Source organism: Brevibacillus laterosporus, from assembly GCA_007833815.1.
In the GTDB taxonomy this organism is placed as follows: Bacteria; Bacillota; Bacilli; order Brevibacillales; family Brevibacillaceae; genus Brevibacillus_B; species Brevibacillus_B laterosporus_D.
The window spans coordinates 2,618,208-2,640,371 of record CP033464.1 but is presented as its reverse complement, the minus strand read 5'-3'; the positions used below and the strand labels follow the sequence as shown (position 1 = coordinate 2,640,371).

General features: G+C 40.7%; 25 protein-coding genes and 1 pseudogene. 4 read left to right on the top strand and 22 right to left on the bottom strand.

Annotated elements, in window-relative coordinates; all coding sequences use genetic code 11:
• Positions 1–73: 73 nt before the first annotated feature.
• The 15 genes from EEL30_13880 to EEL30_13810 form a co-directional block, all read right to left on the bottom strand.
• The gene (locus tag EEL30_13880; protein QDX93297.1) at positions 74–991 is read right to left on the bottom strand and encodes a GTPase Era; all 918 of its coding nucleotides are present in this window, start codon (positions 989–991) and stop codon (positions 74–76) included.
• Positions 984–1,382 (bottom strand): cytidine deaminase, encoded by a 399-nt coding sequence (locus tag EEL30_13875; protein QDX93296.1) that lies wholly within the window; start codon positions 1,380–1,382, stop codon positions 984–986. Before EEL30_13875 ends, EEL30_13880 begins: the two co-directional genes overlap by 8 nt.
• Positions 1,383–1,499: 117 nt before the next feature.
• Positions 1,500–1,874 carry a diacylglycerol kinase family protein gene (locus tag EEL30_13870; protein ID QDX93295.1) on the bottom strand — a complete coding sequence of 125 codons (375 nt, stop codon included), beginning with the start codon at positions 1,872–1,874 and terminating at the stop codon, positions 1,500–1,502.
• Positions 1,875–1,885: 11 nt separating this feature from the next.
• Positions 1,886–2,365, bottom strand: a complete 480-nt coding sequence (ybeY, locus tag EEL30_13865; protein QDX93294.1) for an rRNA maturation RNase YbeY — start codon at positions 2,363–2,365, stop codon at positions 1,886–1,888.
• Between the two features lie 72 nt (positions 2,366–2,437).
• Positions 2,438–3,403 carry a PhoH family protein gene (locus EEL30_13860; protein ID QDX93293.1) on the bottom strand — a complete coding sequence of 322 codons (966 nt, stop codon included), beginning with the start codon at positions 3,401–3,403 and terminating at the stop codon, positions 2,438–2,440.
• 21 nt (positions 3,404–3,424) lie between these two features.
• The gene (yqfD, locus tag EEL30_13855) at positions 3,425–4,645 is read right to left on the bottom strand and encodes a sporulation protein YqfD (GenBank protein QDX93292.1); all 1,221 of its coding nucleotides are present in this window, start codon (positions 4,643–4,645) and stop codon (positions 3,425–3,427) included.
• A gap of 25 nt (positions 4,646–4,670) precedes the next feature.
• On the bottom strand, positions 4,671–4,955 hold the full coding sequence (gene yqfC, locus EEL30_13850; GenBank protein ID QDX93291.1) for a sporulation protein YqfC: 285 nt from the start codon (positions 4,953–4,955) through the stop codon (positions 4,671–4,673).
• A gap of 319 nt (positions 4,956–5,274) precedes the next feature.
• Entirely contained in the window at positions 5,275–5,517 is a 243-nt protein-coding gene (locus EEL30_13845) for a CDGSH iron-sulfur domain-containing protein (GenBank protein QDX93290.1), read from the bottom strand.
• Between the two features lie 228 nt (positions 5,518–5,745).
• Positions 5,746–6,675: an IS3 family transposase gene (locus EEL30_13840; GenBank protein ID QDX93289.1), complete on the bottom strand. Its 930-nt coding sequence runs from the start codon at positions 6,673–6,675 to the stop codon at positions 5,746–5,748.
• Positions 6,636–7,319 carry a transposase gene (locus EEL30_13835; GenBank protein ID QDX93288.1) on the bottom strand — a complete coding sequence of 228 codons (684 nt, stop codon included), beginning with the start codon at positions 7,317–7,319 and terminating at the stop codon, positions 6,636–6,638. The genes EEL30_13840 and EEL30_13835 overlap by 40 nt, the downstream gene beginning before the upstream one ends.
• A 117-nt stretch (positions 7,320–7,436) precedes the next feature.
• On the bottom strand, positions 7,437–8,081 hold the full coding sequence (locus tag EEL30_13830; protein QDX93287.1) for a hypothetical protein: 645 nt from the start codon (positions 8,079–8,081) through the stop codon (positions 7,437–7,439).
• A 10-nt stretch (positions 8,082–8,091) separates the two neighbouring features.
• Positions 8,092–9,087: a UPF0365 family protein gene (locus tag EEL30_13825; GenBank protein QDX93286.1), complete on the bottom strand. Its 996-nt coding sequence runs from the start codon at positions 9,085–9,087 to the stop codon at positions 8,092–8,094.
• 6 nt (positions 9,088–9,093) lie between these two features.
• Positions 9,094–10,443: a nodulation protein NfeD gene (locus EEL30_13820; protein QDX93285.1), complete on the bottom strand. Its 1,350-nt coding sequence runs from the start codon at positions 10,441–10,443 to the stop codon at positions 9,094–9,096.
• 207 nt (positions 10,444–10,650) lie between these two features.
• Entirely contained in the window at positions 10,651–11,097 is a 447-nt protein-coding gene (locus EEL30_13815) for a GatB/YqeY domain-containing protein (protein ID QDX93284.1), read from the bottom strand.
• A gap of 18 nt (positions 11,098–11,115) precedes the next feature.
• On the bottom strand, positions 11,116–11,289 hold the full coding sequence (locus EEL30_13810) for a 30S ribosomal protein S21 (GenBank protein QDX93283.1): 174 nt from the start codon (positions 11,287–11,289) through the stop codon (positions 11,116–11,118).
• Between the two features lie 379 nt (positions 11,290–11,668).
• On the opposite strand from EEL30_13810, the gene EEL30_13805 reads away from it, so the two are divergent.
• Together EEL30_13805 and EEL30_13800 are read left to right on the top strand one after the other, a co-directional pair.
• A complete protein-coding gene (locus EEL30_13805; GenBank protein QDX93282.1) occupies positions 11,669–13,045 on the top strand; it encodes a UDP-N-acetylmuramoyl-tripeptide--D-alanyl-D-alanine ligase in 1,377 nt (458 codons plus the stop codon).
• Between the two features lie 481 nt (positions 13,046–13,526).
• Positions 13,527–13,706: a hypothetical protein gene (locus EEL30_13800; protein QDX93281.1), complete on the top strand. Its 180-nt coding sequence runs from the start codon at positions 13,527–13,529 to the stop codon at positions 13,704–13,706.
• A gap of 100 nt (positions 13,707–13,806) precedes the next feature.
• Here EEL30_13800 and EEL30_13795 read toward each other — a convergent pair whose 3' ends face one another.
• The gene (locus EEL30_13795; GenBank protein QDX93280.1) at positions 13,807–14,736 is read right to left on the bottom strand and encodes an IS3 family transposase; all 930 of its coding nucleotides are present in this window, start codon (positions 14,734–14,736) and stop codon (positions 13,807–13,809) included.
• Positions 14,697–15,380, bottom strand: coding sequence for a transposase (locus EEL30_13790; protein QDX93279.1), 684 nt, complete (start codon positions 15,378–15,380; stop codon positions 14,697–14,699). Before EEL30_13790 ends, EEL30_13795 begins: the two co-directional genes overlap by 40 nt.
• Positions 15,381–15,608: 228 nt before the next feature.
• On the opposite strand from EEL30_13790, the pseudogene EEL30_13785 reads away from it, so the two are divergent.
• Positions 15,609–16,031, top strand: a pseudogene (locus EEL30_13785) (hypothetical protein).
• 170 nt (positions 16,032–16,201) lie between these two features.
• Here EEL30_13785 and EEL30_13780 read toward each other — a convergent pair.
• The 4 genes from EEL30_13780 to EEL30_13765 all read right to left on the bottom strand — a co-directional run bounded on the left by EEL30_13780 (position 16,202) and on the right by EEL30_13765 (position 19,779).
• Positions 16,202–17,350 (bottom strand): D-alanine--D-alanine ligase, encoded by a 1,149-nt coding sequence (locus EEL30_13780; GenBank protein ID QDX93278.1) that lies wholly within the window; start codon positions 17,348–17,350, stop codon positions 16,202–16,204.
• A gap of 349 nt (positions 17,351–17,699) precedes the next feature.
• Positions 17,700–18,317 (bottom strand): ABC-2 transporter permease, encoded by a 618-nt coding sequence (locus tag EEL30_13775; GenBank protein QDX93277.1) that lies wholly within the window; start codon positions 18,315–18,317, stop codon positions 17,700–17,702.
• Between the two features lie 230 nt (positions 18,318–18,547).
• Positions 18,548–19,402, bottom strand: coding sequence for an ABC transporter ATP-binding protein (locus tag EEL30_13770; GenBank protein ID QDX93276.1), 855 nt, complete (start codon positions 19,400–19,402; stop codon positions 18,548–18,550).
• Positions 19,399–19,779 (bottom strand): GntR family transcriptional regulator, encoded by a 381-nt coding sequence (locus EEL30_13765; GenBank protein QDX93275.1) that lies wholly within the window; start codon positions 19,777–19,779, stop codon positions 19,399–19,401. The genes EEL30_13770 and EEL30_13765 overlap by 4 nt, the downstream gene beginning before the upstream one ends.
• A gap of 179 nt (positions 19,780–19,958) precedes the next feature.
• Between EEL30_13765 and EEL30_13760 the strand changes: the two genes are divergently transcribed.
• Complete coding sequence (locus tag EEL30_13760) at positions 19,959–20,597, top strand: dienelactone hydrolase (protein QDX93274.1); 639 nt, start codon at positions 19,959–19,961, stop codon at positions 20,595–20,597.
• 200 nt (positions 20,598–20,797) lie between these two features.
• Here EEL30_13760 and EEL30_13755 read toward each other — a convergent pair whose 3' ends face one another.
• On the bottom strand, positions 20,798–22,156 hold the full coding sequence (locus EEL30_13755) for a class I SAM-dependent rRNA methyltransferase (protein ID QDX93273.1): 1,359 nt from the start codon (positions 22,154–22,156) through the stop codon (positions 20,798–20,800).
• Positions 22,157–22,164 lie beyond the last annotated feature (8 nt).

The window sequence follows — 22,164 nt, the reverse complement described above, 5'->3', positions numbered from 1 at the left end:
TCTTTATATAGAATCCACCGTAGCCCCCATTTCTATGCCTTGGAAAAATTGTCACGTATAGTAAAAAAACTGTTTATTTTTCTTCATAAAAGCCAAAATTGCGCAACATTCTTTCCTGATTACGCCAATCTTTCTTTACTTTTACCCATACTTCTAAAAAGATTTTTTCCCCTAGCAAACGCTCCATGTCAAATCGCGCACGTTTGGAAATTTCTTTAAGCATGTCCCCCTTTTTCCCGATCAAAATTCCTTTTTGGGAATCACGCTCTACGTAGATCGCAGCATAAATGTACAAAGTTTTGCCATTTTCTCCACGCTTCATTTCTTCAACCGTTACAGCGATAGAATGTGGAATCTCTTCACGTGTCAGATGTAGAACCTTTTCACGAATCAACTCAGCTACGATAAAACGTTCTGGATGATCTGTTACTTGGTCTGCTGGATAATACATCGGTCCCTCTGGCATTTCTAACAAAATGGATTGTAACAGGGCATCTGTATTATTTCCTTGCAAAGCAGAGATAGGAACAATCTGTTTAAAATCATGATGCGTACGATATTCATCAATTAAAGGCAACAATGCTTCTGGATGAATTTGGTCAATCTTGTTGATAACCAAAAAGACTGGGGTATTAACCTTTTTCAAACGCTCTAGAATATACTCTTCTCCTGCGCCACGCTTCTCCGTTGCATCAATTACAAATAGCACCAGATCCACTTCATTTAGTGTGTTTTCCGCAGCAGATACCATATAATCGCCCAATTTGGACTTCGCTTTATGAATACCTGGTGTATCAATAAAAATCAATTGACCCTTGTCGGTGGTATGCACCGCACGAATCTGATTTCGTGTTGTTTGGGGTTTATTGGACATAATAGCAACTTTTTGTCCTACAACTTGATTTAGTAATGTGGATTTACCTACATTTGGACGACCAATAATTGATACAAATCCTGATTTAAATGTTTCTTTCTTTTTATGATTATCCAAGAAGATCCTCCTTTGTAAAAGCACCTGGCAATAGTTCACTCACTGTTGTAACCGTAACATCTCCATTCAGATTGGACAAGATTACCTTCATATCAGGCGGGCACATTTCAGCCATAACCTGGCGGCACGCTCCGCATGGTGGTACCGGTTTTGGCGTATCCGCTACTACAGCGATTGCTTGATAAGTCTTATCTCCATCTGAATATGCTTTAAATAACGCTGTACGTTCTGCGCAGTTGCACAGAGGATAAGCGGCATTTTCAATATTACATCCTAGATATACTTTACCCGTATCTGCTAATAATGCAGCACCTACCGGGAATTTAGAATAGGGCACATAAGCCATCTCTCTTGCTACTTTTGCTTGTTCAATTAATAGTTGTTGATTCATACAATTCTTCCTCTCCTATTTCTAAATAAAAATGAGGATGCCAAGAGACCAGACGATGCCCTTCCCTTTTGGGAGGTCCGTCTAGTTGTCTTCTTGCCCATAAATAGTGTCTCTTTCCTAGCGAGTATAGAGATAGGCGTATAGCGGTGGTCCAAGAATGAGTATTCCAATCAAAATGGCAAACATGGCGGCTACAAAGACAGCCCCAGCAGCTACGTCCTTCGCTATTTTTGCTAGTGGATGATACTCTTCTGTAACCAGATCAACAACAGCTTCTACGGCGGTATTGAATAGTTCAAGCGCCCAGACAACGGCAATAACCAATAATAACAGACTAAACTCCAGGCGAGTAACTTGTAACCAAATGGATACAATAACCACACCGAGAGCAACTGCTACATGTATTTGCATGTTTCGTTGGGTGCGGACAGCATGGTTAATTCCTTGTATGGCATAACCAAAACTGCGCCACAAACGAAGCCATTCTTTCACGTTGACCGCTCCTATCTCGTCAATCCTACTTCTTGCAATATATGTTCTTGGCGAGTAAACATCTCTTTTTCTTCCTCAGGGGTTCCATGGTCATAGCCAATCAGATGTAAAAATCCATGCACGGCTAAGAATCCAAGTTCTCGTTCAAAGGAATGACCATAATCTTGGGCTTGTTCCTTTGTTCGTGGGATTGAAATAATAATATCACCTAGCATATTTGGATAGTCACCAAATTCGCTTTCTTCCACAAATATCTCCATGTCACCCTCGCCCTCTTCATTCAGTGCAAAAGATAACACATCGGTAGGACGATCCACCCCGCGATAGTCGCGATTTAGTTCGTGGATACGTTCATTAGTTACAAGTGTAATCACCACTTCACCCGTAATGTCTTCAAATTGAGCTGCTCTTTGTAAGCACCCTTCAATCAGTTGTTCAAGCTCTTGAGTAATCTCTTGGTCTTGCTCGTTTACAATTTCAATCGTCAGCAATGTTCTTCCCTCTTTTTCTTTTGAAACTTATCATTTATATAATCACATAAAGAGACTCCAAGAGGAGCCAGCCTAATTCTGCTGCTCCTCTTTGGAATACGCTGTAATGATTTTTTGAACCAAGCTATGACGCACAACATCTGTATCTTGAAATTGAATAAAAGCGATGTCAGAAATAATCGAAAGGATACGCTCTGCTTCTCGCAGACCAGACTTTTTGCCTTTTGGCAGGTCAACTTGGGTAACATCCCCCGTGATGACCATTTTGGAGCCAAAACCCAAGCGCGTCAAGAACATTTTCATTTGTTCTGGTGTAGTATTTTGTGCTTCATCCAGAATAATGAAGCTATCTTCTAAAGTACGCCCTCTCATATAAGCAAGCGGTGCTACCTCGATGATACCTCGCTCCATCATTTTACTAACCTGTTCAGTTCCTAACATATCATACAAAGCATCATAGAGAGGGCGTAGATACGGATCTACCTTCTCTTGTAAATCACCCGGCAAAAAACCAAGGCTTTCGCCTGCTTCCACTGCTGGACGAGTGAGGACGATTCGTTTTACTCGACCGTTTTTGAGAGCCTGTACGGCCATTACCACCGCTAGATATGTTTTACCAGTACCAGCAGGACCAATGCCAAACACGATATCATTTCGTTTAATAGCGGACAAATAATGGCGTTGTCCTAGGGTTTTGGCGCGGACTAATTTACCACGATGAGAACGTGCTACTTCTTCTTCATAGAGATGCAGAAGCTCTTGTTCTTCCCCTTTTTCTGTTAGCTGCATCGCATAGTATACATCACGTTCGGATAATGTAATTCCCCTGCGGATCAACTGCAATAAAGTATCAAATAGCGTAGCCAGCTTGTCGACTTCTGCCTTTTCCCCACTGATGACGAATGCTCCGGTGCGGGTTCCTATCTGGGCTGTCGTTTTTTCTTCGATCTGTTTTAAATAGGAATCATGAGGTCCAAACAAAAGCAATGCTTCCTGTGCATCTGCAAACTGGATCACTACTTCTTCTTGTACTTGCAACCTTTGTCCATCTCCTTGCCATCAGTTATTTTGGTTTGGTGTGCCTTCTAGTGCGGGCGGCGTAGCAACAATTGATTGGTCAATCGCTATATTTTCGATGACGGAAAAATAGATACTTACATAAACTTTACCATTCTCTTGTTTTACGTGCAAAACTTTTTCTTCTTTTATCTTCGCATCTTCCCCGGCTCGTTTCAAGATATCTGCTCTTGCAAATTGTTTAGCTACCTCTAAAGCATCCTTATCGCTCATCCGAATAATCTTAGGCTCTAACTCTCGATCAATTTCTGTTTTCCACCCAAACGGTAATTGATAGTCAAAGAAGGCGGCTTGGAACCGTTTTTCCGTTTTACGATCATGCTTGTACGACTTGATTTCAACTGGCCAGAGCCGCACAGTGGACGACCCCAATATTAAAAAATGCTGCTTCTGTTTTTCGCCCGTATAAATAAGCTGGTTCTGAATTAGGGGTACGGTCACGTCAGATCGATACCACACTTCTCCTTCCACTTGTCCACGGGCAGAGACGACAGATTGGCGCTCCTCGTTGCCAATAATACCTGAAATTAATATCTGCCCTTTATCCACATATTGATTCGCTTTAACCATAGTCTTGCCTGTTTCTGCAAAAATACTGTGAATAACCGCTTTTTTCTTTGCCACAACATGTTTGGGTTCATGCGTAACACTCTTTTCCGGATCAACCTTTTCAACGACCTGAATAATTGCCCTCGTCCCATTTAACTCAACACCTACCCATGAGGCTTCTGGTATATAGCCCAAAATACGTCGCTGTAACTCTTGTGGATCGCCAATTTTAAATTTCCATGCGCCAGCTCTTAATCCTACTTTCTCCGCCGCCTGTGTCACCTGATATGGCGTGATATTATGTGTCCCTTGCACTTCAATTTGCCATACAAATGTGGAGAGCATGTACAACCCCAGTAAAAAAATAAAGATACCTGCTACAAAACCGATCCTCATTCGCATTCGTAACAACAAAAACGGCAACCCATCTCGACTGGTCACATGCACACGACAGCCTGTCTCCTTCAGGAATGGACGAAGCCGATAAAAATCGGCAATCATCAACTCACACTGCCCAAGCTCAGGCTCCACTCTCTTGATATTCCACATGGAAATGTTTTCGCGGACAGCAAGGTTGATAAGACGTTCAAACCGCTTGCCGCGAATCGTTACGGTTATGTGGCCTTCGTACCATTCCTTTACTACGTTTCGCATCTGTATCCCCCTCATGATAAGCTCGTCACGTATTTTGAATGAATGTTACCTTGCCAATTCTGCCTTCCAATAGCACCTCTTCTTTCAAAATAGCGCGAATTACCAGCTGTTCTCCTATGACCAGCAACTGTCCATTGGTTAGCAATAAACGGAGTTCATTTTCACTAAATTGCAGGACTCCTCGGTGGTTTTCTATATACATTTGCAAATGACCAATCATTGTAATTCTCGGGACTTCGAGTACCACATCCTGAGGTAGATCCAACACGCCCACAGCCATTCGGCGCAGTCGGCGGCTCCATTTCTTCATATGTAAGCCCCCTTCCATGCATATCCATCCTACATGCTTGAGTGGAGTTGTTTATTGGTAGCCGTGCGCTTGAAATACAAAAATCCGTTCTTTTATACCTATGCAGAAGGTAGGCTTTATCATGCTGGGAATTTGAAAAAAGGAGAGGTGGATTTTAAAACGTAAACGTAGCTGTGAAGGATATGAAAATGGAGATTGAGATGGAAGCTAACAACACGAAGGGAAATATGAAAACAACACGATGAAGCTATTAAACGGGGAGCTAGAAGAATAAAAAAACCTACATGTATATACTACTCACATGTAGGTCTCAGTTGATTTATTTCTCGAATTTTCCATGTGCTCCATCACAATACGGTAACCTTTCCGACTTTCCACATCCACAAATTTTAACGGTCTTGGCTTCACTAAATTTAACTATATATGGGGTTTTTCCTGTCTCTTGTCCATTGTGAGAGCCATCACAGTAGGGTGCTTCTTCTGTGAGGCCGCACATACAGTAAAATTTAACGCCTGGTTCTTCCTTCATGATGATTGGACCTTTTTTATCATAGAGTGCCATGGTGCTCCTCTCCTTTGCTTGCTGGGCTTATGTATTGCTAGCTAGTATTACCGCTAGTATATCACGTCTCAAATCATTTCGTTTTAAACGTATAATAACATTCGTGAAGGATATAAAAGTAAACACAAAAAAGAACCTTAGGCTAGTAAAATGAACTGCCCCCCGTCAAGTAGACAATGGAAAAATAAAAGATCAGACACCAACTATTCACTTAGGTTGGTGTCTTTCTTATGCTGCTGAATTTTGAAGGTAGTGCCTGTATTCCAAAGGCGTCATACAGTTTAGTCTTTTCTGGTATCGATGGTTATTGTAGTAAGTTATGTATTCCATAATTGCTACTTCCAATTCTTTGTATGTATTAAATTTATTGAGATAATACATCTCGGATTTTATCATTCCCCAAAACGATTCCATCGGTCCATTGTCTATGCATCTAGATACCCTCGACATGCTTTGTATCATTCCTGCGTCGTCCAGTTTCTTTTTGAACATTTTGTTCGTATATTGGAATCCTCGGTCACTATGAAAGATGGGTTTAGCATTAGGATATGATTGATGTGCGATATCAAAAGTTCTAAACACAAGTTTATTGTTGTTGGAATGCCCTACCACAAAAGAAACAATACTTTTATCTGACAAATCCATGATTGCACTCAAATAAGCCTTGCTTTGAAGGCCATACTTCATTTCCGTCACGTCAGTGAGCCATTTTGTACCGAATCCGTCGGATTCGAAATCTCTGTTCAAAATATTTTCCGTCGTAATTTGAGGAGTTGACGGAATGTAACTTTTCTTCTTCCTGCGGCATACTGATTTTATTTGTAAGATTCTCATGAGTCTGTATATCCGTTTATGGTTAACAGTAAGATTGTGTTGTCGGTTTAGTTTGATTGTCATCTGACGATATCCAAGGATCCCATTTCTTTCTTCATAGGCATCCTTAATCATGGGAAGCAACTCTTTGTTGAATTTCTCGTTATGACTTTCTTTCCTATTTAGCCATTTATAATACGAAGAACGTTGAATTCCCATGTTTTCACAGAGTAGACTTATGGGATATGATTTCCTTTCATGAAGATCACGTATTGCAAGATATACAGGTTCATATCGGACTTGGCTTAGAATCGCCTCCTTTGGATTTCGTCCAGCTTTTTTAATAAATCAATCTCCATTTGCTTTCTTCTGTTCTCAGCTTGAAGCAGCTTATTTTGTGCCCTCAGCTTCTCCACTTCGGACATCTCATCTTCAGACTTTCGCTTCCCACGTTTATCCTGAAGTGCATCTACACCAGATTTAACGTATTTATTTGTCCAAGAATAAACTTGCTGATAGGATACCTGAAATTTCTGTGCGGTTTGGGCGTAATTGTGTTGATGTTCTATACAGAATCTGACGATTTCAATTCTTTCATCGTAAGTAGTTGCTCGTCCTTTTGTCATGATTGGTGTTCCTCCTGTGCCGCAAGCTTTCGGCTTCTCATGACCATTATACTTCAGGATCCAGTTACGCAGTTGGCGGGTTGATTTGATGCCATATCTTTTACATATATCCATGTGAGAACCACCACTAGCCAGATAATCCTCGACAGCTGTTTTCTTTAATTCTGTGGAATAGGAGGAGTTCTTGGATGTATTGAGCAATCCGTTTGGACCTAACGTTTGATAAGTTTGAAGCCATTGTTTAATAGATGGAAAGGAAACATCTAGAAGATTTGCTAAATGATTAAGCGAATCTTCCCCACGAAGATATTTTTCAATAGCTGCAATCTTGTCTGACCCAGATATTTTTGCTTTATGGGACATAAAAATGCTCCTCCTTGTAAGGAAACAGTTATATTATTTCAACTGTCTACCACAAGGGGAGCATATCAAAAATGCCCGAGGTCCTTTTTTATTGAATGGGGTTAGCCACCTAAACCGCTACCTATACTTCCCCATCCTATAACCACCAAAAGCTGACGTAGGGTGCGGTTCCTTGCTACGTGGTTTACCTAGAATAATCACCCATCTCATACCGTCCAATGCCGTTCCTACTGGCTTAGCTGAATGTCTTTGAGTAGTAAACAAAGCCTGCTCCTGTGGAATACGAACGGATGATCCGTGCACTTCCACATTCAATAGTTTGCTGTTTTTGTGCTCAGTAGGTGCCAAGATCATCCGAGTTGCATTAGATTCATAACGCTCCTCCAGCATCGATCTACCTTCTTCAAGCTCCTTCTCCAGCTCTGTTCTCCCATGATGTGGTGAGACATTCACTTGATTTACAGAAGTCTCATTAAGATCCTCCGTATAAGTTCCTTGCCATTCTGTTGGCATGGAGTTTGAACTTGTAGAGACAGGACCAGATGGCATTGCGCTTCCTGATTGGGATGTCGTGGGTATTTCAAACACACCAGGTTGCGCTACTTCTCTTGGACTTCTTTTTACAACCTGACGTTGATAGGGTGGCAACATTTCTCCAGGCTGCCTATCCATAGGTTGCATCGGATACATCTTGGGCATCTCGTTTTTATCCATCTTTTTACCCGTTAACAAGTAAAAGATCAGCTCGATGAGAGTTTCCATGCCCCATCACCTATTTCTTATCTGTGTCGTTTTTCTTTGTACCTTCTGGATCACCAAATGACTCTCTCATAGAAGTATCTGCCATGACGTTCTGCATGTTGTAATAATCCATAACACCTAGCTTACCTGTGCGCAACGCTTCTGCCAAAGCCAATGGTACCTCTGCTTCTGATTCAACTACTTTTGCTTTCATCTCTTCAACGCGCGCTTTCATCTCTTGTTCAGTTGCGACAGCCATTGCACGACGTTCTTCCGCTTTTGCTTGAGCAATACGTTTGTCCGCTTCGGCTTGGTCCGTTTGCAATTGAGCACCAATGTTTTTACCCACATCTACGTCCGCGATATCGATCGACAGAATTTCAAAAGCTGTACCTGCATCTAAACCTTTGTTCAAGACCGTTTGTGAAATAAGATCAGGGTTTTCTAACACGTCCTTATGCTTGTTGGACGAACCAATAGTGGTAACAATCCCCTCACCTACACGAGCGATAATTGTCTCTTCACCAGCACCACCAACTAAACGGTCAATGTTCGCACGTACTGTTACTTTTGCCTTTGCACGAACTTCAATACCATTCATCGCTACAGCTGCAATGATTGGTGTTTCAATTACTTTTGGGTTAACACTCATTTGTACTGCTTGCAGTACGTCACGACCTGCTAAGTCAATCGCGGCTGCTCGTTCGAATCCTAGTGGAATATCTGCACGCTGAGCTGCTACCAAGGCATCTACCACTCTGTCTACGTTACCACCTGCTAAAAAGTGACTCTCTAACTGGTTTGTATTAAGGTCAAGACCAGCCTTGCGTGCCTTAATTAATGGATTTACGATACGCGATGGTGTTACACGGCGAAGACGCATCGCTACCAATGTCAGGATGCTTACGCTTACACCTGAAGCTAAAGCGGAAATCCATAGCATTACTGGTACAAATGAGAAGAAAACAGACAATACAATAATGACAACCGCGATCATAAAGACGAAAGAGATCATACTTGTGTCCATCTAAACCTACCCCTTACTTTCATTTTTCCATTCTTGCACGACAATGCGTGCCCCTTCTACCTGAACCACTTTAACTGCGCTACCAGCTGCAACGTATCCACCTACACTTACTGCATCAATACGTTGTTCTTCAATCAAAATAACTCCAGCAGGGCGCAACGTGGTTAAAGCTACACCTGTTTTCCCAAGCAAATTATTTTGATTTTTGGGAGCTACATATCCTGTATCTTTATGTTGCTCCTCTTTTAGAACAAATTTGCTCCAGGTCCCCCTCATTCCGAAATATTTAGCCAGTATGAACGCTACAATGAGCGTAATGATGGCTGCAATTCCCAAGGAAGCAAGCCCTTGTTTAGTGTCATAAGCAGCCAATACTAGACCTGTAGACATGCTTGCAAAACCAAGGAAGCCCACTATACCGCCCGGCAAGAAGATTTCTAGTATCATCAAAATGACCCCAATAATAAATAGGCCAATATCCAACCAATTGGCAAATCCCGCTACAAAATGTCCGAAGAAATAAAGCGTAAAGGACAAGATACCAATAATACCTGCAACCCCAAAACCAGGGGCAAACAACTCAATAATCACCCCAAGCATTCCAATCAACAACAGACAGCTTAGGACAACAGGATTGGTGACAAACCTTGCAACCTTCTCAGTAGGCGTAGGAGAGATATGTATAATCTCACTCTCGTTTACTCCTACATATTGAAATAGCTCAGCTTTGCTACGCACAATCTTATCTGCATAGCCTAGTCTCTGTGCTTCTTCTGCACCAAGGGATAAAATTTCACCCTTCTTTTTTAATCCAGCAAAATCCTCATCAATAAAGACCATGGCTTTCGCTACAGAAGCATCTCTGCCGTTTAATTTAGCAGCTTCCTCCATCATTTGAGCCCATCCAGAGGTAATTTTAATCGAGGCTGCATTCCCTTGCACGTCAATTGGCGCGGCAGCTCCTATACTACTTCCCGGTTCCATTACAATCTCATTTGCATTTAAGGCAATATAAGTTCCTGCCGAAAAAGCCTGATTGTTAATATAGGCAATGACTTTCATAGGTGCACTTCGGATCAATGCACCGATATTGCCAGCAGACACTACATCTCCACCCGGAGTATTAATGTCAAGAATGACGACATCTGCGCGTTGTTCATTGGCTTCTTGGATAGCACGTCGCAAAAAACTTTCAAGTCCGCGCTCGATATCTTGCTCAACAGGCACATAAAAAACCCGCTTACCTGCTGCTTCTACAGGCTGGGACCAAGCTGTCCAAGCTAACATCCCTCCGGCAAACATTATCAGAGCAAGCATAAAGGCAAACATGCGAGTAAAGGCTAGACGTTGTCTCAAGGTGCAATCCCTCCTCTCCTATCATGTTTTGTAACATCATACATAGGTATACGAGTAGATAGGAAGGAAGTTTCAATTATTTACAAAAGTAGACAAAAGGCAAAGAAAGCCCTGTCGGGGAAGGGAACTCCTAATCTGACAAGGCTATTCATTCCAAAATTATATACCGCAAAAAATCCAGCCTACATGAGACTGGATTTTATTTGCTTATGAAGGTAATTCTTCAGAGACGATTCGTTGGACAAGGTTACCATCAGCTTTGCCTTTTACTTTCGGCATGATGGCTCCCATGACTTTGCCCATCTCTTTCTTGGAAGTAGCGCCAACAGCAACTACAGCCTCGCGAATGATTTGACGAATCTCCTCTTCGCTTAATTGAGCAGGCATATAAGCCAATATAATATCCATTTCGTCACGTGTCTTTGTCGCTAAATCCTCACGACCGGCTTTCTCAAACTCATGGAGGGAGTCACGGCGTTGCTTTAACTCACGGGTCAAGATAGTCAGCACTTCATCGTCGGACAGATCTCGACCCAGCTTGATCTCTTCGTTTTTAATGGTGGCTTTGACCATGCGAATAACGGAGAGCTTTAAGGCCGATTTGTCCTTCATCGCTTGCTTCATATCGTGATTGAGTTGCTCCATTACACTCATGATGAGCCCTCCCGTTAATTAGAACTTACGTTTACGAGCCGCTTCGGATTTTTTCTTGCGAGCAATGCTAGGCTTTTCAAAGTGGCGACGCTTACGAAGCTCAGCCAACACTCCAGCTTTAGCATTTTCACGCTTAAAACGACGAAGCGCGCTCTCCAAAGATTCATTTTTTCTAATGCGTACTTCTGCCATCTATTTTCCCTCCCTCCGCTTGAAACCGTGGGACAACTGTTCATTATTCTACAGACTGTCAGACTACATTATAAATCAGGAAAGGGCGGTAGGTCAACCTTTTTCCAACCCTCGACCAAAAAACTTGCTTCAACATCTTTTTGCAAAGATCCTTCAAGCAAGACTTACAATTATCATACCTTATAGAAACAGCATTCGCAATGGACGTATGTCTCTATTACCATCTTATTGGCTTTACATGCTCCTACTATTGCGGCATTTCGTCTACCGTGTTAGCATGACGTGGATGCCTTCTATTAGGCTATTTTTTATCCAGATCGGTTATACCCATCGTTATCTGTGGACGTAACAGAAATGATGACAAGGAGAGAATAAGACTATGCAACCAACCACTTTAAATACCATCAGCAAGATGGCGCAAGGAATGCTCATTCAAGGGAATCCTGATACCACTGTAACCAGCGCTCACTTTGACAGTCGTCAATTAGTCCCAGCCAGTTTATTTGTCCCTCTGGTAGAGACACGCGATGGCCATGATTTTATCAAACAAGCACAAGAATCTGGAGCGATTGCTGCTCTCGTATCAGACTTGTCAAAAGTCCCTGATACGCTCCCCAAAGATTTCGGCCTGATTCTTGTTAATAACACGCTAACTGCTTTCCAAAAGATAGCCAGTGCTTACCGTAATCAATTTACTATCCCTTTCATTGCAGTTACAGGTAGTACGGGTAAGACAACAACGAAAGATATGATTTCTCATCTCCTAACCAGCACGCGTCCAATCTGTAATACGTACAAAAACTTTAACAATCATATCGGACTTCCTTATTCTTTGTTGCACCTTGATGGGTCTCATCAAGCAGCGGTACTGGAACTTGGCATGAGCCATGCTGGAGAGATTGATTTGTTAGCTTCTATTACAAAACCAACCTACAGTGTGATTACAAGCATCGGTGAAGCTCATATGGAGTACTTTGGGACGCTTGAAAAAATTGCCCTAGCAAAAGCAGAACTATTGCCGCATACCGCACCCGCAGGACGTGTTTATTTGAATGGAGATAATGAATACCTTCATAAAGTGAAGCACTTAGCTGATAGCCCCATTTGCTATTATTCCGTAAAAGGGCCTGCTGATTTATGGGCATCGGATTTAACTACAGATAATAAAGGTACACACTTCACTGTGCACTTTGAAGATCAACAAACTCTGCGTGTATTTATGCCATTATTCGGTACATACAATGTTTCCAATGCCTTACCTGCTATTGGGATTGCTCGTGAACAAGGAATGAGCTTTGAGGAAATTCAACAAGCAATGAAGACCATGAGTATTTCTGGCATGCGCTTTGAAATCCATACATCAAAAAACGGTATGATTGTCGTCAATGATGCATACAATGGGAATCCGTTATCAATGAAAGCTTCTATTGAAAGCTTTGCCGATCTGTTTCAAGACCGTACCAAAGTATTAATTCTAGCTGACCTATTAGAATTAGGCTCAGATAGTAAAGCAATGCACGGAGGCGTTGGAGAGTATGTATCAAAGTGGCAAGACCGTTTTGCCTGCATGGTAACCATCGGAGAGGATTCACGTTTCATCGGAGAACATTATGCCGGAGAAAGTCATCATTTTAGCTCAAAGGAGGAAGCAATTGTTTACCTACGCTCTTTGTTAAAACCACATTCTGCTGTGTTATTAAAAGCATCCCGAGGCATGAAGCTCGAGACGTTATTACCTTCTTTACAAGAGATTTAAGTTTTTTTATATTGCTCCTATTTGTTACTTCATGTTGTTCAAATTATGCAAGTAAGCATTTCTTCCATCGTCTATCTCTAGGCTGGAGGGGATGCTTTTGTTAGTTTCTTTATATAAATACTGAAATCAACTATAAATGACTAAAATACGAAACCTTCTGTCAAAACAAACGTTATAAATAATAAGGAGGAAAATATAAAGTTCACTCTCATTGTTATGATTGGAGGATAGCATATTGTCAGTCATAATCATTCTTCTCATTCTACTTCTACTCTTTGTTCCCATTTTGCTTAAACGTAGTCATACCCGTTCACGATCAACTGATCAATATTCGCCTTCTACTAGCACTTTCCCATTTTGGTCTCAAAATGATTCTCAAGCAGATTGTGGGGATACATCATCTAATTGGGGTAGCTGTAGTGACTCCGTTAGTAGTGATTCTGGAGGCGGTGGATCAGATTAAACCAAGGAGGGATGTATTGTGTTTCTATTTCTCATGGGTTTGTTTGCTGCTGGTTTAACATTTGGTTATTTATACGATCGTCTTGCGAAGAGAAAAGCTTTAACCTCGGATGTGTACGCAGCACGTAATGAGCACAATTTTAACTCAGCCACTGATGTCGAGGTCTTATTAAAAAAGTCTCCTGATCATTTTTTGTAATCTATAAAGCCTTCTCGGTTTGAACTGCCCCCAGTCAAGTAGACAACGGAAAAACAAAAAAATCTGACACCAACTATTTTCACATGGGTTGGTGTCTTTCTTATGCTGCTGAATTTTGAAGGTAGTGCCTGTATTCCAAAGGCGTCATACAGTTTAGTCTTTTCTGGTATCGATGGTTATTGTAGTAAGTTATGTATTCCATAATTGCTACTTCCAATTCTTTGTATGTATTAAATTTATTGAGATAATACATCTCGGATTTTATCATTCCCCAAAACGATTCCATCGGTCCATTGTCTATGCATCTAGATACCCTCGACATGCTTTGTATCATTCCTGCGTCGTCCAGTTTCTTTTTGAACATTTTGTTCGTATATTGGAATCCTCGGTCACTATGAAAGATGGGTTTAGCATTAGGATATGATTGATGTGCGATATCAAAAGTTCTAAACACAAGTTCATTGTTGTTGGAATGCCCTACCACAAAAGAAACAATACTTTTATCTGACAAATCCATGATTGCACTCAAATAAGCCTTGCTTTGAAGGCCATACTTCATTTCCGTCACGTCAGTGAGCCATTTTGTACCGAATCCGTCGGATTCGAAATCTCTGTTCAAAATATTTTCCATCGTAATTTGAGGAGTTGACGGAATGTAACTTTTCTTCTTCCTGCGGCATACTGATTTTATTTGTAAGATTCTCATGAGTCTGTATATCCGTTTATGGTTAACAGTAAGATTGTGTTGTCGGTTTAGTTTGATTGTCATCTGACGATATCCAAGGATCCCATTTCTTTCTTCATAGGCATCCTTAATCATGGGAAGCAACTCTTTGTTGAATTTCTCGTTATGGCTTTCTTTCCTATTTAGCCATTTATAATACGAAGAACGTTGAATTCCCATGTTTTCACAGAGTAGACTTATGGGATATGATTTACTTTCATGAAGATCACGTATTGCAAGATATACAGGTTCATATCGGACTTGGCTTAGAATCGCCTCCTTTGGATTTCGTCCAGCTTTTTTAATAAATCAATCTCCATTTGCTTTCTTCTGTTCTCAGCTTGAAGCAGCTTATTTTGTGCCCTCAGCTTCTCCACTTCGGACATCTCATCTTCAGACTTTCGCTTCCCACGTTTATCCTGAAGTGCATCTACACCAGATTTAACGTATTTATTTGTCCAAGAATAAACTTGCTGATAGGATACCTGAAATTTCTGTGCGGTTTGGGCGTAATTGTGTTGATGTTCTATACAGAATCTGACGATTTCAATTCTTTCATCGTAAGTAGTTGCTCGTCCTTTTGTCATGATTGGTGTTCCTCCTGTGCCGCAAGCTTTCGGCTTCTCATGACCATTATACTTCAGGATCCAGTTACGCAGTTGGCGGGTTGATTTGATGCCATATCTTTTACATATATCCATGTGAGAACCACGACTAGCCAGATAATCCTCGACAGCTGTTTTCTTTAATTCTGTGGAATAGGAGGAGTTCTTGGATGTATTGAGCAATCCGTTTGGACCTAATGATTGATAAGTTTGAAGCCATTGTTTAATAGATGGAAAGGAAACATCTAGAAGATTTGCTAAATGATTAAGCGAATCTTCCCCACGAAGATATTTTTCAATAGCTGCAATCTTTTCTGACCCAGATATTTTTGCTTTATGGGACATAAAAATGCTCCTCCTTGTAAGGAAACAGTTATATTATTTCAACTGTCTACCACAAGGGGAGCATATCAGTTAGAGAGGGCCTTTTTCATTATTCTATCTACACAAAAATTTGGTGGACTGGTGATATTTTTTCATATTAACCGTTTAGAAGATGGACATGCCTGTTTTTTATTTTGCAGTCACCTCTAAAGATATTGTATGTTAGAATCAAACACGGAGGGGATAAGCATGGAGTTTCAAATCTCAGTAATGGAAGCTTTACAAGGCATTAACGCAAAGCTCGACAGTATGAACCATGAAATTAAAGTCACTCAAGCAGAGAGTAAGGGGATTAAGAAAGAGATAAGTGGTATCAGATCAAAGATAAGTGTTATAGAAACAGATTTAAACGTTGTTAAAAAAGAGTCAAATAGCATTAAGCAAGATATAAGTATGATCAAAGCAGAATCAAATGGTCTTAAGCAAGATATAGGTATGATCAAGGCAGAATCAAATAATATTAAGCAAGATATAAGCTGTATTAAGAAAGAGATTCATGACGTGAAAACTGTCCAAACAGAGCATACACAAGCTCTACAACCTATTGAACAAAACCAAACACAAGATATCATAGCTATCTTAAAAAATATCAACAAAAAGATGGATAGCGAAAATTCAGACATTTCGTTACTTAATCAACGCTTATTTAAAATGGAATCAACTGTAAACCGCATAGAACTAGACTAGATAAGATATAACCCCACCAAATAGGTATGCTTTTTCTTCTAATGGCTATAAGCGATAAGAAAAAAGCCTTCCCTAACGGAGAAGGCTTCCATTTCCTATTCCAACTCTTCTGCTGCCACGATGTTCCTTTGTTTTTCTTCATAACGTTCCAATCCTAGTTGCACAAGTCGATCGATCAGTTCGACATAGGGAATACCTGCTTCTGCAAACAACATTGGATACATGCTAAACGGCGTAAACCCTGGCATCGTATTAACCTCGTTAATCACTACGCGGTCATTCTCCTCATCATAAAAGAAATCAACGCGCGATAATCCAGAACCATCCAAAGCCTGAAATGCTGTCTTCGCCATATCAGCAATACGATCCGCTACATGCTGTGGTAGTTCAGCAGGGATTATGAGATCAGTGCCGCCACCTTTATATTTCGCTTCGTAATCATAAAATTCTTTCGCTGCAATAACTTCACCAATAACTGATGTAAGTAATTCCTCATTACCCAATACACCAATCTCTACCTCGCGGGCTTTAATGAACTCTTCAATAATAATACGACGGTCAAATTTGCAAGCAAGTTCCAAAGCTCCACGTAAACCATCGCGGTCTTTAGCTTTGGTAATCCCTACGCTCGAACCCATGTTAGCTGGCTTTACAAAACAAGGATAGCCCAGCATTTGTTCAATCTGATCCATGACGCTATCTGAATCACGCTCGATTTGAGAACGTAAAAAGCCAACGTATTTCACTTGATCTAGACCTGCTTGAGCAAACACATTTTTCATCATCAACTTATCCATACCCACTGCCGATGCCATAACTCCTGTACCCACGTAAGGAATCCCTGCTAATTCCAATAAGCCCTGAACGGTTCCATCTTCACCATTTGGCCCATGAATCACCGGAAAAATCACATCCACATCCTGGTGAATAGACATCACGTTAGCTGGTTTACCCGCTAATGATTGGTTACTTACATGAGCTGTTTGAGCTTGCTCTTCTTGCTTATCGTCATCAAGCCCAAGGGTGATTCCCCCACCTAGGCGCAATGCATTTACGTTCTCAGGCAGTTGACCTGCAATAGGTCCCCCTTTTAACCATGAGCCATCCATTTGTACATAAATAGGTTGTACCTCGTATTTGTTTTGATCTACTGCCTTCATAATAGAAAGGGCCGTCAAGAGCGATACCTCATGCTCAGATGTCTTTCCTCCATAAATAATCCCCAAACGGATTTTGTTCCCCATGTTATGCCCCTTTCCCATCTGTTCAACAGGCTGATTCACTTTATCGTTATAAATATGCTCACAGCCTAGAAAGTGCTTCTGTCGCGTATTTTCCTTTTTCAGCATACAAAATGTTGACGTGACTGACAAGGGTGAATAGGGGTAATTCTATGAGGATCTTAAAAATCTTTCCTAGCAAAGATAACTAAGGCAATGCATATGAGCTTATATACATAGCGATCACCAGCAAAGGAAAACCACCTAGGTCAACGTACTTACTTGAATGAGTTGAATATTTTTGACTTGGGTTTAACTTTTAGCAGAAGTCGTATCGTGTATAGCTCCCTCCCCACCTTTTAAGTAAATTACCCTAGATAAAATCTCTCTTGCTATAAACCTTCAGGTGAATGAGATAAGAGATAATGACAAGTACAAGTGATATTCCAGCAAAAATCGTTACATATAAAGAAGTAAACAACCCTACATTACTCCTGATATTGGTCAAGAAAGAGTTAGTATTGAGTAAAATGATAGCTAGTGGCATAAGACCACCTACCTTAGTGAAATGTTTAGTTAACTGAAGAAGAAAATGAACGGCCCCTAGTAAAGTGATCATACAAAATAAACTTAGTAAATCTAAAATAGTGATAAACTGTGTAACCCGAGAAAATGGATTATATACATGTACTAGATTTAGGAGAGTAGTAATTATGACCCACATTCCAGCGTAGGTAAGTAAAAATAAATATTTCGATTTCACTAAGTCTTGACGGGAAACAGGTAAACTAGCTAATAATGTCTGTTGCTTTTCACGTTTTTCTGGTAGTTCAATAAAATAAAACGCCCATCCCGAGACAAAAACTCCCATCATCAACGAATCAAAAGGATCTCTAAAAGTAAACCCTTGAAGCAACCACGTCCCAAGTAAGATAATCCACCAATTCTTTCGAAATAACAGATACATATCCTTATACCATAAATGCACCATATCGCAATGATCCCTTCTTTTTAATAATCTGTATGCTGAAACAATTTTTGTGTTAGCAAATAGGATAACAAATAAACGAAGAGACTAGCGCCTAAAAAACGAAAGGAATAGAGCAGAGACACCTCAAATTCTCCAAATATTTTTTCAAATATACCAATCCCCATAATAGCTAGGAAATTAAAGAATAAATGTATTAGACAGATCTTTTAAAAGCATCCCTCTCATTTACCCTATTTCCTTTTAATCGAATAGTACATAATATCTTCAAGGCTAGGCTGTTCCAGCAGTGCATGGGACTGGAACAATCTTACCGCTTCGCTACGATCCGCCATCAGCCCTTCAAAACCTACTGACGTTTCACGTATCCCGAGGAACAAGCGCTCGATGTCTGGGTCCAACAATTCTTTGCTACCTTTTACCAATATGTAGTTTTCGAGTAGCTCTTCCCGCTCACGATTAAAAACTACTCTACCTTTATGTAAGAACGTAATATAATCAGCAATACGATCCAAATCAGATGTAATATGTGTGGAAAACAAGATCGTCATACGTTCGTTCTGCATCAATTCTGCCAGAATCTCTAATAATTCTCGACGAAAAATCGGGTCAAGCCCCTCAGCTGGTTCATCCATTAGCAACAGCTCGGCTTCATGGGATAGAGCAACGGCCAATGAATATTTCATTTTCATTCCTTTTGATAGGGTTGATAACTTCTGATTTTCTGGAAGTTCAAATTCTTTAATCCAGTTTTGGTACTTGTTTTGATTCCATATTTTATAAAATCTTGCTATGATTTTCGTCATCTGCTTGATGGTCAAATACTCGTAAAATGTGGTGTCCTCACTCACAAATCCAATTTTCCCCTTGATCTCCTGCTCGTTTTGTGCGATTGATTTACCCCAAAACTTGATTTCCCCTGAGTCTGGAACTGCAATATGAAGCATTAACTTGAGCAACGTACTTTTTCCAGCACCATTTGGTCCAATTAAGCCAGTAATGTAGCCTTGCTTTATGGTCAAATTAATATCTTGCAAGGAAAAATTCTCAAATTGCTTATTTATGTGAGACACGTCAATTGCGTTCATTTTTTCTCCTCCTCGTACAATAACCTCATATGTTTCACCAGTTCTGACCAACTGATTTGCAGGTTTTTGCTATCCTCTATCACTTGTATCAAGTGTCTTTCCCATTCCCGTAATTGCTGCTCACGAATATATTCACGATTATGTCCAGAAACATAAGATCCTTTACCCACGACAGATTCAATGAGCCCCTCTTTCTCTAGTTCCTCATATGCTCGTTTGGTCGTAATGACACTGATATGTAAATCCTTAGCCAATTGACGAATGGAAGGCAACATCTCCCCCACTTGAAGTTCTCCTTGTAGGATTACATGTTTCAACTGGTTTTTAATCTGGGCATAGATGGGTTCTGCCGATGAATTTGAAATAATTATGTTCATATTTTTCTCCGATCGGCTATATGACGTGCATGCATACATACTTTTTAATATAAATCCGTGATTAGTGTACATATACAGTATATACACTTTCTTTTTACTATGTCAATCTTGTTGTCAGAATAAAATTATGTTTGATATGATTAGCCAAAATGATTTAGTCAGAAAGAAGGCCATCCCTTATGCACGTCTTACGTAACGGTGCGGAAAAATTGCTTGTAATCCTACCTGAGATTTACGGGCTTAACCAACACATGTTAGATATCTGTCAACAGTATGCCAATCAATCGTGGGACGTAATCTGCTTTTCATGGTATAAAGACACTCTCTTTTTTGCGCAAAAGGAAGAAAAACAGGCGTACCAACGTTTTATGTCTATTGGTTTTGAAAAAGCCACTGAACAAGTAGCAGAAGTTCTAAGATTGGAGCGCCCTTTGTACCAACAAGTTGTTGTAATGGGCTTTAGCGTTGGAGCAACAGTTGCTTGGTTACTCACGGAGCACGTCGGATTATGTGATCGTATCGTTGGTTATTATGGTTCGCGTATCCGTAAGTATACAAACATCACTCCGAAAGTACCTGTACTTCTCCTTTACGGTGAGTCCGAACCTGCATTTGAAATCGCTACCTTATTGCAATCACTATCCAATACTTCACAAGTTACCTTAAAACAATACACAGCTCTGCATGGGTTTAGCAATCCATATTCCAGACATTATCAGCCGAACGTTGCAAGTTCAGCAAGTGAGGACGTACACCAATTTTTGTGTAGCCATATGGGAGAAAATTTGAACAGAACGAACGGAAATCATCTGTTTTGAAGTTGCAAACGAAGAAAAAACCTTTTAAAAAGACACACATGCAAAACCGAAATAAAGTAATTGTTCGTATCCAAAGCCTAATAGGCTGTCATAGCAAATTCGGAATAAAGTTGTTCATACGTAAAAAAGCGCCCTTTACACTTTAGGATGAAAGAGCGCTACTTTTTTATATTACCTTACATCAATACTGTCTACTTTTGTTATTTACGATCTCTCACTTCAAAAATAGCAAACTTTAAATAATGTCCTTCATCCGCTCCACTAATTTGTGGATGATCTTTCCCCGCACCACGCCATTCCACTAAGCGCAATATCTTTTTCGCATCATAAGCTGCTTGCTGGATCGTTTCCATAAACAAATCTGGTGACATGTGATACGAGCAAGATGCTGTTACTAAATAACCGCCTGGGCGTACTAGTTTCATGCCGTGCAAATTAATATCCTTGTAGCCGCGGCAAGCCCCTTTTACCGCACCACGCGATTTCGCGAAAGCTGGAGGGTCTAGAATGACAACATCCCAGCTCTTACCTGCTTCCACATTTTCACGGAGGTAATCAAAAGCATTAGCCACAACAAAATCTACGCGATGTAAATATCCATTAAGCCCAACATTGCGTTTGGCTGTTTCAACAGCATGTTCAGAGATATCAAGTGCTGTTACTTTCTTTGCTCCATGTTTGCAAGCATTTAGGGTAAAGGAGCCTGTATGTGTAAAGCACTCCAATACTTCTGCTCCATCCCAGAATGGATTCTTCATCACTTTACCACGACGATCTACTGGACGTTGGATCGGTTGACCTGCTTCATCCAATTTTGGTGCCACATCGCGTTTTTTACCTTTTTTATCGTAAAGAGGCTCGTCATCTTCGCCTACAGGTAATACCTTGATACCATGTTTTTCGCCCCAGCCTGTCATTAACGGAGCAATGGCAGCTCGGTTTTCTCGCTGATCGTAGAAAAATCCTGTTTTCTGCCCTTCCACGATATCTACCACATATTTCAGACCGTTCTCCTCAATCTCAATCTCAGATGGGCATTCTCCATACAAAACGCCTTTTCCTTGTTCCAATCCTTCCAATTCTCGTACTGGAACATCGTTGCGTAGATAGATGCCGGCTGGTTCAAATACATCAACCAACGCCATTTTAATCAAGTCGAGTCGAATATCCATACCAAGTGACAGCACTTGCATCACCAACACATCGTTATAGCGATCAACAATGAGACCTGGTAGAAAATCAGCCTCTCCATAAATAACGCGGCAAGCGCGAGGATTTTCCACAAAGCGCTCACGTGTCTCTTTTGCATCCCGAAAACGACGGACAAAAAAGTCATAATCAATCTCTTCTTCTGGGTTATAGCTCATCACGCGCACGATCATTTGAGAGTCAGGGTTCATATAGCCTTTTGCTAAAAAATGCCCTTGATGATTACAAATCTCTACGATATCCCCAGCTAGGAAATCTCCCTGAATCTCCAATACTTCCGATTGAAAAACCCACGGATGTCCGGCTTCCAAACGTTTTTTACGATTTCGTTGCAATAATACTTTTGCCACTTCTCTAT

Coding starts and splice junctions, on each gene's coding strand:
- EEL30_13825 (QDX93286.1), bottom strand. CDS start 9,087: ATGGACACAAGTATGATCTCTTTCGTCTTTATGATCGCGGTTGTCATT.
- EEL30_13775 (QDX93277.1), bottom strand. CDS start 18,317: ATGGTGCATTTATGGTATAAGGATATGTATCTGTTATTTCGAAAGAAT.
- EEL30_13790 (QDX93279.1), bottom strand. CDS start 15,380: ATGTCCCATAAAGCAAAAATATCTGGGTCAGAAAAGATTGCAGCTATT.
- EEL30_13765 (QDX93275.1), bottom strand. CDS start 19,779: ATGAACATAATTATTTCAAATTCATCGGCAGAACCCATCTATGCCCAG.
- EEL30_13805 (QDX93282.1), top strand. CDS start 11,669: ATGCAACCAACCACTTTAAATACCATCAGCAAGATGGCGCAAGGAATG.
- EEL30_13845 (QDX93290.1), bottom strand. CDS start 5,517: ATGGCACTCTATGATAAAAAAGGTCCAATCATCATGAAGGAAGAACCA.
- EEL30_13770 (QDX93276.1), bottom strand. CDS start 19,402: ATGAACGCAATTGACGTGTCTCACATAAATAAGCAATTTGAGAATTTT.
- yqfD (QDX93292.1), bottom strand. CDS start 4,645: ATGCGAAACGTAGTAAAGGAATGGTACGAAGGCCACATAACCGTAACG.
- EEL30_13810 (QDX93283.1), bottom strand. CDS start 11,289: ATGGCAGAAGTACGCATTAGAAAAAATGAATCTTTGGAGAGCGCGCTT.
- EEL30_13875 (QDX93296.1), bottom strand. CDS start 1,382: ATGAATCAACAACTATTAATTGAACAAGCAAAAGTAGCAAGAGAGATG.
- EEL30_13835 (QDX93288.1), bottom strand. CDS start 7,319: ATGTCCCATAAAGCAAAAATATCTGGGTCAGACAAGATTGCAGCTATT.
- EEL30_13760 (QDX93274.1), top strand. CDS start 19,959: ATGCACGTCTTACGTAACGGTGCGGAAAAATTGCTTGTAATCCTACCT.
- EEL30_13815 (QDX93284.1), bottom strand. CDS start 11,097: ATGAGTGTAATGGAGCAACTCAATCACGATATGAAGCAAGCGATGAAG.
- EEL30_13780 (QDX93278.1), bottom strand. CDS start 17,350: ATGGGGAACAAAATCCGTTTGGGGATTATTTATGGAGGAAAGACATCT.
- EEL30_13830 (QDX93287.1), bottom strand. CDS start 8,081: ATGGAAACTCTCATCGAGCTGATCTTTTACTTGTTAACGGGTAAAAAG.
- yqfC (QDX93291.1), bottom strand. CDS start 4,955: ATGAAGAAATGGAGCCGCCGACTGCGCCGAATGGCTGTGGGCGTGTTG.